This is a genomic window from Leifsonia sp. NPDC056665, from assembly GCF_042791795.1.
In the GTDB taxonomy this organism is placed as follows: Bacteria; Actinomycetota; Actinomycetes; order Actinomycetales; family Microbacteriaceae; genus Leifsonia.
The window spans coordinates 426,304-440,058 of the sequence record NZ_JBHTXK010000001.1 but is presented as its reverse complement, the minus strand read 5'-3'; the positions used below and the strand labels follow the sequence as shown (position 1 = coordinate 440,058).

At 70.6% G+C, this 13,755-nt stretch carries 12 protein-coding genes and 1 tRNA gene; 12 read left to right on the top strand and 1 reads right to left on the bottom strand.

Translation table 11 applies throughout. The features are described 5' to 3' along the window. Positions 1 to 10: 10 nt before the first annotated feature. The 8 genes from dnaG to ACFQ9V_RS01950 all read left to right on the top strand — a co-directional run bounded on the left by dnaG (position 11) and on the right by ACFQ9V_RS01950 (position 9,729). Positions 11 to 1,918 carry a DNA primase gene (gene dnaG / locus ACFQ9V_RS01985; RefSeq protein WP_382457499.1) on the top strand — a complete coding sequence of 636 codons (1,908 nt, stop codon included), beginning with the start codon at positions 11 to 13 and terminating at the stop codon, positions 1,916 to 1,918. A 224-nt stretch (positions 1,919 to 2,142) separates the two neighbouring features. Beyond that, a complete protein-coding gene (locus ACFQ9V_RS01980; protein ID WP_382457498.1) occupies positions 2,143 to 3,774 on the top strand; it encodes an ABC transporter substrate-binding protein in 1,632 nt (543 codons plus the stop codon). 81 nt (positions 3,775 to 3,855) lie between these two features. Beyond that, positions 3,856 to 4,950, top strand: coding sequence for an ABC transporter permease (locus ACFQ9V_RS01975; RefSeq protein WP_382457497.1), 1,095 nt, complete (start codon positions 3,856 to 3,858; stop codon positions 4,948 to 4,950). A 1-nt stretch (position 4,951) separates the two neighbouring features. After that, a complete protein-coding gene (locus ACFQ9V_RS01970) occupies positions 4,952 to 6,007 on the top strand; it encodes an ABC transporter permease (RefSeq protein ID WP_382457496.1) in 1,056 nt (351 codons plus the stop codon). Then, on the top strand, positions 6,004 to 7,692 hold the full coding sequence (locus ACFQ9V_RS01965) for a dipeptide ABC transporter ATP-binding protein (RefSeq protein ID WP_382457495.1): 1,689 nt from the start codon (positions 6,004 to 6,006) through the stop codon (positions 7,690 to 7,692). Before ACFQ9V_RS01970 ends, ACFQ9V_RS01965 begins: the two co-directional genes overlap by 4 nt. A 10-nt stretch (positions 7,693 to 7,702) precedes the next feature. After that, positions 7,703 to 8,551, top strand: a complete 849-nt coding sequence (locus tag ACFQ9V_RS01960) for an ATP-binding cassette domain-containing protein (protein WP_382457494.1) — start codon at positions 7,703 to 7,705, stop codon at positions 8,549 to 8,551. 25 nt (positions 8,552 to 8,576) lie between these two features. Beyond that, on the top strand, positions 8,577 to 9,578 hold the full coding sequence (locus ACFQ9V_RS01955) for a D-isomer specific 2-hydroxyacid dehydrogenase family protein (protein WP_382457493.1): 1,002 nt from the start codon (positions 8,577 to 8,579) through the stop codon (positions 9,576 to 9,578). Positions 9,579 to 9,656: 78 nt separating this feature from the next. Continuing rightward, positions 9,657 to 9,729: transfer RNA gene (locus ACFQ9V_RS01950), tRNA-Asn, on the top strand. Here ACFQ9V_RS01950 and ACFQ9V_RS01945 read toward each other — a convergent pair. After that, positions 9,691 to 11,028 (bottom strand): acyltransferase family protein, encoded by a 1,338-nt coding sequence (locus ACFQ9V_RS01945; RefSeq protein WP_382457553.1) that lies wholly within the window; start codon positions 11,026 to 11,028, stop codon positions 9,691 to 9,693. The two genes, ACFQ9V_RS01950 and ACFQ9V_RS01945, sit on opposite strands and share 39 nt — an antisense overlap. 104 nt (positions 11,029 to 11,132) lie before the next feature. On the opposite strand from ACFQ9V_RS01945, the gene ACFQ9V_RS01940 reads away from it, so the two are divergent. The 4 genes from ACFQ9V_RS01940 (at position 11,133) to ACFQ9V_RS01925 (ending at position 13,738) form a co-directional block, all read left to right on the top strand. After that, positions 11,133 to 11,333, top strand: coding sequence for a hypothetical protein (locus tag ACFQ9V_RS01940; protein WP_382457492.1), 201 nt, complete (start codon positions 11,133 to 11,135; stop codon positions 11,331 to 11,333). Positions 11,334 to 11,418: 85 nt separating this feature from the next. Next, entirely contained in the window at positions 11,419 to 12,609 is a 1,191-nt protein-coding gene (locus ACFQ9V_RS01935; RefSeq protein WP_382457491.1) for a histidine kinase, read from the top strand. Next, positions 12,606 to 13,283 carry a response regulator gene (locus ACFQ9V_RS01930; protein WP_382457490.1) on the top strand — a complete coding sequence of 226 codons (678 nt, stop codon included), beginning with the start codon at positions 12,606 to 12,608 and terminating at the stop codon, positions 13,281 to 13,283. The genes ACFQ9V_RS01935 and ACFQ9V_RS01930 overlap by 4 nt, the downstream gene beginning before the upstream one ends. A 137-nt stretch (positions 13,284 to 13,420) precedes the next feature. Continuing rightward, on the top strand, positions 13,421 to 13,738 hold the full coding sequence (locus ACFQ9V_RS01925) for a hypothetical protein (RefSeq protein ID WP_382457489.1): 318 nt from the start codon (positions 13,421 to 13,423) through the stop codon (positions 13,736 to 13,738). The last annotated feature ends 17 nt before the right edge of the window (positions 13,739 to 13,755 follow it).

Here is a 13,755-nt window from a genome sequence, read left to right as displayed (position 1 = left end):
GACTCGTCGTATGGCGGGCCGGATACGACAGAGCGACATCGAAGAGGTCAAGGCCCGTACCAACATCGCCGACATCATCGGCGACTACGTCAGCCTGAAGCCGGGCGGCGTCGGCTCGCTCAAGGGCCTGTGCCCGTTCCACGACGAGAAGAGCCCGAGCTTCAACGTCCGGCCCGGCGTCGGCCGTTACCACTGCTTCGGCTGCGGCGAGGGCGGCGACGTCTACGCGTTCCTGGTGAAGCTCGACCACGTCTCCTTCACCGAGGCGGTGGAGCGGCTCGCCGGCCGGATCGGCTACCAGCTCCACTACGAGGAGGGCGGGGGAGGCCCCAGCGAGTCGAGCGGCAACCGCGCCAGGCTGCTGGCTGCGAACAACGCCGCGGAGGAGTTCTTCCGCGAGCGGCTGGCCGCTCCCGACGCCGACCCCGGCCGCCGGTTCCTGGGCGAGCGCGGCTTCGACGCAGCGGCCGCCACGCACTTCGGCGTCGGCTTCGCCCCGAAGAGCTGGGACGAGCTCACCAACCACCTGCGCGGCAAGGGCTTCAGCCCCGACGAGCTGCTGGCCTCCGGCCTCGTGTCGCAGCGCGACCGCGGCGTCTACGACCGGTTCCGCGGCCGCCTGGTGTGGCCGATCCGCGACGTGACCGGCCAGACGATCGGCTTCGGCGCCCGCCGGCTGCTGGAGGACGACAACGGCCCGAAGTACCTGAACACCCCCGAGACGGCGGTCTACAAGAAGGCGCAGGTGCTGTACGGCCTCGACCTCGCCAAGCGGGACATCTCCCGCAACGACCAGGTCGTGGTCGTGGAGGGCTACACCGACGTGATGGCCTGCCATCTCGCGGGCATCACGACCGCCGTCGCCACCTGCGGCACGGCGTTCGGCGTCGACCACATCAAGGTCATCCGCCGGATCATGGGCGACGACAGCAGCACCGGCTCGGTGATCTTCACGTTCGATCCGGACGCGGCGGGGCAGAAGGCGGCCGCCAGGGCGTTCGGCGAGGAGCAGCGCTTCTCGGCCCAGACCTACGTGGCCGTCGGCCCGGACGGGCTCGACCCGTGCGACCTGCGGATCTCGGGCGGCGACGAGGCCGTGCGCCGGATGATCGACGCCCGGAAGCCCATGTTCGAGTTCATGATCCGCCAGGTGGTCGACCGGTTCGACCTCGACACGGTGGAGGGCCGCACCGCCGCCCTCCGCGCCGGGGCGCCGATCGTGGCGACCATCCGCGACCCCGCCTCGCAGAACGGCTACACGCGCGAGCTCGCACGGCTCTCCGGCGGCGACCTCCAGGACGCCTTGCGCGCCGTGCGGTCGGCGCAGCGCAGCGGTCGCGGCGACGACGGTCCCCGCCAGGGCGGCGGATACCAGGGCGGCGGACACCAGGGCGGCGGACGCGATCGCGCGGCGCAGCAGTACCAGGAGCCGACCTCCGACGCGCCGGCGCCGCTCCGCGAGCCCGACCCCAGCGACCCCACGCAGCGCACCGAGCGCGAGAGCCTCATGGTGCTGCTCCAGTTCCCCGACGAGGTCGGCGCCGAGCGCGCCGCCCGCGTCGTGCAGGTGCCGTTCGTGAACCCGACCCACGCGGTCGTCCGCGACGCGATCGCCATCCAGCTCCCATCCATCGCCGACCCCGGCTGGGTGGACCGCATCCTCGCCGAGGTGCCGCAGGCGTACGCGCCGACCGTGAACGCCCTCGCCGTCGGCGCCCTGCCGCAGACCGGGACCGATGTCGGCCGCTACGCCCGCTCCATCCTGGACGGCCTGATCGACCGCGATCTGCTGCGGGAGAAGGCCGAGCTGACGTCCCGTCTGGCGCGCACCGACCCGCAGAACGCCGAGCTGCGGCGGTCGCTCCAGGTGGCGCTGGCGTCGATCGATCACGAGCGCATGCGGCTGCGCGGCGAGTAGCGCGGCACAATAGATCATCGCTACGTCCCGACGACGGAATCCATAGCACTGTGCGCAAATGCGCGCGGAATTGTTGCGCCGATGTAAAGATTGCGCCGCGATCCGCGGCAACATGCGCATCGGGCGCGGCATTCGTGCTAGGACTGTGGCTACACGATTCGGCGATGTGGCACGCGTGTGCGCTCCGCCGATCGGTGACCCCACCAAGGAAGAGGTAATCGGATATGAGATCCGTAAAAATCGGCGGACGGCGCCTGCTCGCCGTGTCGGCCGCATTCGCGGCCGCGGCGCTGGTGCTCGCGGGCTGCTCGGGGAGCAACAACAGCTCCGGTGGCAGCGGCGGCACGCTGACCATCGGCACGACCGACAAGATCACGTCGATCGACCCGGCCGGCTCCTACGACAACGGCTCCTTCGCCGTGATGAACCAGGTGTACCCGTTCCTGATGAACTCGCCGTACGGCAGCCCGGACGTCAAGCCGGACATCGCCGCCAGCGCTGCGTTCACCTCGCCGACCGAGTACACCGTGAAGCTGAAGCCGAACCTGAAGTTCGCGAACGGTCACCCGCTGACCTCCGAGGACGTCAAGTTCACCTTCGACCGCCAGCTCAAGATCAACGACCCCAACGGTCCCGCGTCGCTGCTCGGTAACCTCGACAGCGTCAGCACGCCGGACAAGACGACCGCGGTCTTCAAGCTCAAGGTCCCGAACGACCAGACCTTCGCACAGGTGCTCTCCAGCCCGGCCGGCCCGATCGTCGACCACCAGGTCTTCTCGGCCGACAAGGTCACCCCGGACAACACCATCGTCAAGGGTCACGCGTTCGCCGGTCAGTACGACATCACGAGTTACGACTTCAACAACCTGATCGCGTACAAGGCGAACCCGAACTACCAGGGCCTGCTCGGCAAGCCGGCCACGGACAAGATCAACGTCAAGTACTACGCGGAGTCGTCGAACCTGAAGCTCGACATCCAGAAGGGCGCGATCGACGTCGCGTTCCGCAGCCTGTCGGCGACCGACGTCGAGAGCCTCGGCACGGACAAGAACGTCAAGGTCGTCAAGGGACCGGGTGGTGAGCTCCGCTACATCGTCTGGAACTTCAACACGCAGCCGTACGGCGCCACCACGCCGCAGGCCGACGCCAAGAAGGCCCTCGCCGTGCGCCAGGCCGCTGCCGACCTCGTCGACCGCGCCACCATCGCCAAGCAGGTCTACAAGGACACCTACACCCCGGCGTACTCCTACGTCCCGCAGGGCCTGACCGGCGCCACCACGGTGCTGAAGGACCTCTACGGCGACGGCAACGGAGGCCCGAGCCTCGACAAGGCGAAGGCTGCCCTGCAGGCCGCGGGCGTGACCACTCCGGTCGCCCTCAACCTGCAGTACAACGCGGACCACTACGGCCCGTCCTCCGGCGACGAGTACGCGCTCGTCAAGGAGCAGCTCGAGAACGGCGGCCTGTTCAAGGTCAACCTGCAGTCGACCGAGTGGGTCCAGTACTCCAAGGACCGCGTGAAGGACCTGTACCCGGCCTACCAGCTCGGCTGGTTCCCGGACTACTCCGACGCGGACAACTACCTGTCGCCGTTCTTCAGCAAGGACAACTTCCTCGCGAACCACTACGACAACCCCGAGGTGCAGTCGCTGATCACCCAGCAGCTCGGCACCACCGACAAGGCCGCGCGCACCAAGCTGATCGAGGAGATCCAGGCGAAGGTGGGCGCCGACCTGTCCACCCTGCCCCTGCTCCAGGGATCGCAGGTCGCCGTGGTGGGCAAGAATGTGAACGGCGCCGACAAGACGCTCGACCCGTCGTTCAAGTTCCGCTACGCAGCTCTCTCGAAGGGCTAGGCCGCACCTAGGGCCGAAAGGGGGGCGGCTCGCGTCTGACGCGAGCCGCCCTCACCCACGAACCACCCACGATTGGCTTTCATGACAGCGACGGTCAGTACCCCGGCAGCCCCCACTGCCGGGCCAGAACGCACCAAGGCGCGTCGACGGACGGGGGGCGGTCTCACCCGCTACCTCATCATCCGCGCCCTCCTCATCATCCCGACGATCTTCATCCTCGTCACGGTCGTCTTCTTCCTGATGCGGTCCACCGGTGACCCCATCACGGCGGCACTCGGCGGCAAGCTCCCTCCCGCGCAGCTTCAGGAGCGCATCCACCAGGCCGGTTACGACCGGCCGCTCATCGTGCAGTACATCGAATACCTCGGGCAGTTGCTGCGTGGCGACTTCGGCACGACCTTCACCGACAACCAGCCCGTGACGCAGGTGCTGATCCACTACGGCGCCGCCACGCTCGAGCTCGCGTTCTACGCGCTGATCGTGGCGTTCATCGTCGGAATCCCGCTCGGCCTGGTCGCCGCCTACTTCCGCGACCGCGCAGGCGACGCGTCCCTGCGCATCTTCGCGATCCTCTGCTACGCCACGCCGGTGTTCTTCGTCGGAATGGTGCTCAAGCTCGTGTTCTCGATCTGGCTGAACGTGCTCCCCGTCGCGGGCCGCGCCTCGACCAGCTCCGAGATCGAGATGCAGACCCTCCCGAACAAGACGGGCATCTACCTGATCGACGCGTTCATGACGGGCGATCCGGCCGTGGTCGGCGACGTGCTGCTGCACGCTGTGCTGCCGGCCGTGACGCTCGGCCTCCTGACCGCAGGAATCTTCCTGCGGCTGGTGCGCACGAACGTGATCGGCACGCTCTCGACCGACTATGTGGACGCCGCCCGCTCGCGCGGCGTGAGCGAGAGCCGGCTGGTGCGCAAGCACGCCTACCGCCCCGCGCTCATCCCGATCATCACGGTCATCGGCCTCCAGATCGCCCTGCTGCTCGGCGGCGCGATCCTGACCGAGACGACCTTCGAGTGGAAGGGCCTCGGCTTCCAGCTCGAGCACTATCTGCAGGCGCGCGACTTCGTGGCGGTCCAGGGCATGGTCGTCCTGCTTGCCGTGATCGTCGCCGTCACCAACTTCATCGTCGACGTCATCGCGGCGCTCATCGACCCGAGAGTGAGGTACTGACATGGCCTCGGGCAAACGAACCATCTGGAGTCGGCTCCCCGTCGTGCACCAGCTCCGCCAGTCCGTCGGGCTGCAGCGCGGGATGCTCGTCGTGGGCCTCGTGCTCACCGGCATCTTCATCCTGACCGCGATCTTCGCACCGGTCATCGCCCCGTACGGCTTCGCGCAGCTCAAGGACGCGCACGGCCAGTTCGGGTCCCAGCAACCGCCGAGCCCGGCGCACATCTGGGGCACCACCGTCGGCGGCTACGACGTTTTCTCGCGCGTGATCTGGGGAGCGCAGACCGCGATCCTGGTGATCGTCGTCGCGGTCATCCTGTCGATCTTCGCCGGCGTCGTGCTCGGCCTCGTCTCCGGCTACTTCGGTGGCTGGGTCGACCGGGTCGTCGTGGTGATCGCGGACGCGGTCTACGCGTTCCCGTCGCTGCTGCTCGCGATCGTGATGGCGATCGTCATCTCGGGCGGCCAGTCCAGCCTGCTCGGCGGCATCCTCGCGGCGGCGATCTCGATCACGGTGGTCTACATCCCGCAGTACTTCCGGGTGATCCGCTCGGAGGTCGTCCGGATCAAGGCGGAGGCCTACGTCGAGTCGGCGAAGGTCGTCGGCGCCAGCAACAGCCGGATCATGTTCCGCCACGTGCTGCGCAACTCCACGCGCACGCTGCCGCTGATCTTCACCCTGAACTCCTCGGAGGCCATCCTGACGCTCGCGGCGCTCGGCTTCCTCGGCTTCGGCATCGAGCCGACGTCGGCGGCGGAGTGGGGCTACGACCTCAACAAGGCGCTGTCCGACGTCACCAGCGGCATCTGGTGGACATCCATCTACCCGGGTCTGGCGATCGTGCTCGTCGTGCTCGGCATCACGCTCGTCGGCGAGAGCCTCAACGACCTCGCCGACCCGCGCCTGCGCGGCCGGCGCCGCGCCGCAGAGGCGTCGGGACTGGTCGCAGAGACGTCGGTCGTCCCCGGCGGTCCGCTGGAGGCGGGCCCCGGCGGCATCGACGGCCTCGAAGGCGGAGAGTCGTTCGACGAGCACGGAATCGAGGTCAAGCCATGAGCGACGTCGTCACCATCGACAACCTGTCGGTGACGTTCTCCACCGACGCCGGAGCCGTGAAAGCGGTCGACGATGTGAGCCTGCGGGTCTCGCCCGGCGAGGTGCTGGCGATCGTCGGCGAGTCCGGTTCGGGCAAGACCGTCACCGCCAAGACCATCCTGGGCCTGCTGCCGGAGACCGCGACCGCTTCGGGCGCCGTGGTGCTGCGCAGCAAGGACGGCGCCAGCGAGGCGGACGTCATCTCGCTGAACAAGAAGGAGCTCAGGGAGGTGCGCGGCACCGACGTGGCGATGGTCTTCCAGGAGCCGTCCACCGCGCTGAACCCCGTCTACCAGGTGGGCTGGCAGATCGCGGAGGGCCTGCGCGCCCACAGCAAGCTGTCCAAGAAGGACGCCCAGAAGCAGGCGGTCGACATCCTCCGCCGGGTCGGCATCCCGGAGCCGGAGAAGCGGGTCAAGTACTATCCGCACCAGTTCTCCGGCGGCCAGAAGCAGCGCATCGTCATAGCGATGGCGCTGGTGCTGAACCCGGGGCTGATCGTCGCCGACGAGCCGACCACCGCGCTCGACGTGACCGTGCAGGCCGAGATCCTCGACCTGCTGCGGCGCTGCCGCGACGAGTTCGGCGCGGCCATCGTGCTGATCACGCACAACATGGGCGTGGTCGCGGACCTGGCGGACCGGGTCGCGGTCATGTACCAGGGCAAGGTCGTGGAGGAGGCCGACGCGCGCACGCTGTTCGCCTCGCCCAAGGACGAGTACACGCGGAAGCTCCTGTCCTCCGTGCCGCGCATCGGCCAGGGCGCCGTCGCGACGCAGGACCGGGCCATCGCCCGCGCCGAGCGTCCGGACGTGGCTCCGGTGGTCAAGGCGCGCGACCTGCGCATCCAGTACCCCGGGCGGCTCGGGCAACCGGGCTTCGTGGCGGTCGACGGCGTGAGCTTCGACATCCGTCCAGGCGAGGTCCTCGGACTGGTGGGGGAGTCCGGCTCGGGCAAGACCACCATCGGGCGCGCCATCGCGGGGCTCGGCAAGGTCACCGACGGCTCGCTCGAGGTGCTCGGGATCGAGATGAACGGCGTCAAGGAGCGGCAGTTCCGCAAGGTGCGCAGCGACATCGGCTTCGTGTTCCAGGACCCGGCGTCGAGCTTCAACCCGCTGCTCACGATCGCGGACTGCGTGGCGGAGCCGCTCGTCGTGCACGGCAGGGCGTCCTCGCCCGCTGCCGCGCGCGGCAGGGTGGACGAGCTGCTGGAGGCCGTGCAGCTTCCGCGCAGCTACGGCGACCGGTTCCCGCACGAGCTCTCCGGCGGCCAGAGACAGCGGGCGAGCCTCGCGCGCGCCCTCGCCCTGGAGCCCACCCTGCTGATCGCGGACGAGCCGACCTCGGCGCTCGACGTCTCGGTGCAGGCGCGGGTGCTGGAGCTGTTCGCCGACCTCCAGCGCGAGTTCGGCTTCGCAGCGCTGTTCATCAGCCACGACCTCGCCGTCGTCGACCTCCTCGCCGACCGGATCGCGGTGCTGCACCGCGGCAAGCTGGTGGAGGAGGGCACGGGCGCCGAGGTGCTCGGCAACCCGCGCGAGGCGTACACGCAGCGGCTGCTGGCCTCCCTGCCGGTGCCGGACCCGGTGGAACAGGCCGACCGGCGGGAGGCGCTGCGCGCTCTCCAAGCCGACAGCGCCTAGGGTCGAACATGTGAGTTCCGAACCTGCCATCCTCGTCAGCGACCTGTCCGTCGAATATCCCGCCAGGGGCGTCAGCCCTTCGTGCGTCGCCCTCCGCGGGGTGAGCTTCCGTCTGGAGGCCGGACAGTCGCTGGGGGTCCTGGGCGAGACGGGTTCGGGCAAGAGCACGCTGGCCGCGGTGCTCGCCGGGCGGGGGCTTCCCCTCCGCTCCGGCGAGCCCGGCCCGCGGATCAGCGGCGGCGACGCGACCGTGCTCGGGCACTCGCTGCGGCACGCGCGCAAGCGGGACCTGGCCGAGGTGACCTTCCACGTCGGCTACCTGCCGCAGGAGGCCGCGGCCACGCTGGAGCCGTCGCTGTCCGTGCAGGACAACGTCTCGCTGCCGATCTTCGAGCGCGACGAGCACTACGACCGCCGGGCGGCGGGGGAGCGGGCAGCGCTCATGCTGGACACCGTCCACCTGCCGCTCAGCGTGCTCAACAAGTACCCCTACCAGCTCAGCGCCGGACAGCGGCAGCGCGTCGCTCTCGCCAAGGCGCTGGTGCTGGGCCCGCAGGTGCTGGTCGTGGACGAGCCGACTGCCGGCATCGACGCGACGGTCCGGGACGCGGTGATCGACCTGCTGGCCCAGCTCAGGACGCACGACGGCTTCACCGCCGTGATCGTCAGCCACGACCTGTCCGTGCTGCGCCGCGCGACGGACAACTCGCTGGTGCTCCAGGGCGGCCGTCCTATCGCCTACGGGCCGATCGAGGATGTGCTGGCCGACCCGTCGCATCCGTTCGTGCGCGGGCTGGCGGACGCGCTGAAGCCGCCGCCGCGCCGGCGGGAGCGCCGGCCGCAGATCGCGGCGAAGTAGCAGACCGTCCCCGACAGGAGGAATCGTGACCGAATCCACCCCGCAGCACCGCGCCGTCCTCGCTCCGGGCGGAGTCCCGCTCGCGCCGGGTGAGCGCCCGGAGCCGGGTCCCATCGCAGTGCTCCCGACCGCCGAGCCGTCGTTCGTCGCCGCTGTGGAGGCCGCGGGCGGCACCGTCGAGCCGCTCTCGGACCGCACCCGCGGCGTCGTCTGGCTGTCCAACAAAGACGCCGCAGCCTTCCCGCCGGTCCTGGAGGCGCATCCCGGCATCGGCTGGGTGCAGCTCCCGTTCGCGGGCGTCGACGCCTTCTCCGGCATCATCCAGTCGGAGGCCCGCCCCGGCCTGATCTGGACCAGCGCGAAGGGCGCGTACGCGCAGCCCGTGGCCGAGCACGCGCTGGCGCTCACCCTCGCGCTGCTGCGCGTCCTCCCGAAGCGCGTGCGGGCGACCTCCTGGTCGACCGTCGAGGAGGGCCGTTCGCTCTACGGCAGGAACGTCGTGATCATCGGCGCCGGCGGGATCGCACTGGAGCTGATGGTGCTGCTCGCGCCGTTCGACGCCCGCGTGACCATCGTGCGCCGCTCGCCGGAGGCCGTGCCCGGCGCCGAGCGCACCGTCGGCTCCGACCGGCTGCGGGAGGTCCTCCCGGACGCCGACGTGGTGATCGTCGCCGCCGCCCTCACCGGCGGGACCCGCCATCTGCTCGGCGACGCGGAGTTCGCCGCCATGAAGAGCACCGCGTACCTGGTGAACATCGCCCGCGGCGGCCTGGTCGACAGCGAGGCGCTGCTGCGCGCCCTCCGCACCGGGGAGATCGCCGGGGCGGGCATCGACGTCACCGACCCTGAGCCGCTCCCGGACGGCCACCCGCTGTGGTCGGAGGACGCCTGCCTGATCACGCCGCACCAGGCCGACACGTCCGAGATGGTCGCTCCGCTGCTCGCCGAGCGGGTCCGTGCGAATGTCCGCGCGTTCCTCGGCGACGGCGATTTCGTGGGCCGCGTGGACCCGGATGCCGGGTACTGACGGCGACGCGCGCGGGATGCGGAGCGGATTTCACTCGGCGCTCGAAGTCTTGCTAGAGTAGCTTCGCTGATCAAGCATTCCTCGATAGCTCAATTGGCAGAGCAGCCGGCTGTTAACCGGCAGGTTCTTGGTTCGAGTCCAAGTCGGGGAGCGGAAACACAGGCGAAGGCCCGGAGGTGAAGACCTCCGGGCCTTCGTCGTTTCCGGGGGCGTTCACGTGCTGTTCACCCGGCTCGGCGTCGCCGCGCCGCTCCGGGAGCGCCGCGGCGATGAGGCGACCGACGCGGCGGGACAGGGCGATCGACGGCCGCTCGACCGCGTCGTAGAAGCCGTGCGCGATCAGGAGCACGACCGGGACGAGCAGGACGGCGATGCCGAGCCACGGCCGCCATCCCGAGACGCCGACGACGAGCGCGGTCGCGACGATGATCGGCTCGTGCACGAGGTAGATGCTGAACGAGCGCCGACCGGCCCACTGCACCGGCCGGGCCTCCAAGGGCCTCCGGAGCGGGCCGGCGAAGGCGAGCGCGACGATGAGCGCGACGCCCACGAGGCTCAGCACGTAGCCGACGGCCTGACGCCCGCCCCACCCCGGCGGAGCGATGAGCGTGGGGGAGACCGTGAGCGCGAGGGCGCCGACCACGATCGGCCACCAGACCCGGACACGGGAGGCGGCCGCCCGGATCCGGTCCTTCTGGAAGGCCAGCAGCATCCCGATGCCGAAGACCGGCAGGTACTCCAGCATGTCCGCGGTCAGCCAGGACAGCGGCAGGCTCGCACGCACCGCGTCGAAGCGGGCGAGCGTCGAGAGACCGATCAGCACCGGGATGGCCCCCCACCACCAGCGCTGCGCCCGTGTCACGCGGATCAGCACGAACATCAGCGGCATCAGCAGCGAGAACCAGACCTCCCAGGTGAGCGACCACAGCGGGCTGTCGAGGTTCGACGTCCCGAACAGCAGCACCGCGTCCTGCCGCAGGTCGTGTGGGGTGGGCGGAAGGTGCGAGCCGAGCCAGCCTCCCACCGACGGATCGCGCGGCACGGCGAGAGCGAGCGCCAGGGCGAAGAGCAGCGCGCCCCAGACCGGGAGGTAGAGCCGCACCACGCGCCGCCCGTAGTACGCGACCGTGGACCGCGCCGTCGGCGGCCGTACCAGGAGCGGCAGCGTCAGCACGAAGCCGGAGAGCACGAAGAACACCAGGACGGCCTCGTGCCCGGCGAACAGCAGCCGCAGAGGCGTGGCGTACAGCCACCACTCGGGCGTGAAGGCGTCGGGCGCGACCTTGTCGACGTAGATCGCGGACACCGCAGGCACAACGAGGAGCGCGTGGTAGCCGACGACGATGAGGGCGGCCACCCCGCGGAGGCCGTCGAGGGAGGCGTAGCGGGATTCGGCGGTGCGGGAGGATTCCGGGACCACGGTGCTTAACTGAGCATCACTCACATTCATAGTGAACTACTCGTTCTACTCCACCGCAAGCGTCTCCGGTCGAATGATCGCATGCCGCGAACGGAATACACCCCAACCCACCCGCGAATCGCTACTATGCGGCCATGAAACACAGGGAGCGGGACGAGCGCGACTCCGAGCAGCCGGACGACGCGGTCGAGGAGTACGAGAACGACGCCGACGAACGGCGCGCGTCGCTGGAGCGCGAGGCCGGACTGACCAGCTTCGGCGGGCCGGCCTTCGGGCCGCTGTTCCCGAAAGGCGACGACGACGGAGAGGTCTTCGACGCCGAGCACAATCCGTGATCGTTCGCTGCGTACTCCCGGGGGAGTAGCCGGAAGACTCCCCTCGGGCCAAGCCACGCCCCTGTGCGCTCGTTAGCATGAGGAGATGCCCTGGAACCCGTCCGCCGACTCCCGTCAGAGCGGGCCGGGCTGGGCCGACGGCCGGGGCTGGTCCGGGCGGCGGCCGCGCGGGACGATCTGGTTCCCGGTGGTCCTGTCCGTCCTCCTGCAGCTCCCCGGCGTCCTCATCGCCGCGCACACGGCGGCTGCCGATCCGCTGACGCTGGCGGCGGTCCTCGTCGCGTTCGCTGCGTCGTTCCTGCTGCTGCTCGCCCGCGCGTACCCCGGCCCGGTGCTGGTCGCGATCGCGGTGCTCTGCACCCCGGCCATCGCCCTCACGATGGGGCCGCCGCTCGCGGCCGTCCCGCTGGCGTTCGCCGTCGTCGGCGCGGTGGTGCGCTCGGCGCGGGTGTGGGCCTGGTGGACGGTGGCCGGCGTCGCCGTCGTCGGGCCGCTCGGCGCGTACCTGCTGGTGGGGAGGCCGGAGGCCGTCATCCGGCCGCTCGTCATCGCACTGGTGCTCACCCTCCTGGTGGGCGTCGGTGAGGCGATCCGCGGGCGGCGCGAGCGCTACCGGGAGGTCTCCCGCCAGGTCGCCGCACGCCGGGAGTCCGCTGCGGAGGCCGAGCGGCTGCGGATCGCGCGCGAGCTGCACGACGTGCTCGCGCACTCGCTGTCCCAGATCAGCGTGCAGGCGGGCGTCGGCCTCCACCTCTTCGAGAGCCGGCCCGACAAGGCGCGGGAGAGCCTGGAGGCGATCAAGTCCGTGAGCAGTCAGGCGCTGGAGGAGGTGCGCGGCGTGCTCGGCTTCCTGCGCGCAGAAGGGTATCCGGCGGCACGGGCGCCGGAGCCGGACCTGGCGCGCGTCCCCGTGCTGGTCGAGACGTATCGGCGCGCCGGGCTCGACGTGCGGTACGACGACGCGCTGACCTCGGCGCCGTCCGCCGCATCCCAGCTCGCGCTCTACCGGATCGTGCAGGAGTCCCTGACCAACATCGGCCGGCACGCGCAGGCGCGCACGGTCGTCATCCGGCTCGGCGAGGACGGCGGCGAGTACGTGCTCACGGTCGCCGACGACGGCCGCGGGCTCCCCGAAGGCGAGACCGACGGCAAGGGGATGATCGGGATGCGCGAGCGCGCCGAACTGCTCGGCGGCCGGTTCGAGACGCGCGCGACGGAGGGCGGCGGCCTGACGGTGGAGGCCCGCCTCCCGCTGCGGAAGGCGGAGGACGCATGACCGAGGCCGGCAGGATCAGCGTGCTGCTGGCGGACGACCAGCACCTCGTCCGCGCGGGTTTCCGCGCGCTGCTGGAGGCCGAGGACGACCTGGACGTGGTCGGCGAGGCCGCGACCGGGCGGGACGCCGTCGACCTCGCGCGGCGGACGCATCCCGACGTCGTCCTGATGGACATCCGGATGCCGGACGGCGACGGTCTGTGGGCGACAGGTGAGCTGACCGCCGACCCGGCGCTCGCGGGCACGCGGATCGTGATGGTGACCACGTTCGAGCTGGACGACTACGTCGCGCAGGCCATCCTCGCCGGCGCGAGCGGCTTCCTGGTCAAGGACACCGAGCCCGTGGAGCTGCTGCGCGCCGTGCGCGTGGTGGCCGCGGGCGACGCCCTGCTGTCGCCCGGCGCGACGCGGCGGCTTCTCGAGCGCGTGGCGGGCGGGCTCCGGCCGGCGCCGGACCCGGAGGCGCTGCGCGAGCTGACCGAGCGCGAGCGGGAGGTGCTGGCGCTGGTGGGCCACGGGCTGACCAACACGGAGATCGGGGAGCGGCTGTTCCTCAGCCCGCTGACCGCGAAGACGCACGTCTCGCGGATCATGACCAAGCTGGCCGCGCGCGACCGCGTGCATCTCGTCGTGGTCGCCTACGAGACGGGGCTGGTGCAGCCGGGCCAAAGGTGAGCGCCCTGCTGCCAGGGGAAGTGCTCCCAGGGGAGTAGCGGAAGTGTCTCCCGGTGGCGGATTCGCCCCGCGGCCCGCACGGCGAGGCTGAGTGTGGTTCCGCGAAAGCCGCGGACCGCTCACCGATTGGATGCACCATGTTCAGTTCGCTCGCAGCCGCCGCCCCCTGCGCCGTCGTCGCCTGGGGTGGCGGCCCCTGGTTCGGCTGGTGGTGGTTCCTGATCCCGCTCTTCTGGATCGGGATCTTCTTCCTCATCTTCGGCGTCTTCGGCCGCCGCTGGCGTCGCGCGGCCGCCGCGCGCGGAGGCTACGGCTGGGGCCCGAACGGCCCGCACGGCGCCACCCGCGCCGCCGAGCAGACCCTCGCCGAGCGCTACGCCAACGGCGACATCGACGAGAAGGAGTACCGCGCCCGCCTGGAGGTGCTGCGCGCCAACCGCGGCGACGGTGCCTGACCGCTGCGGTCCTCCCT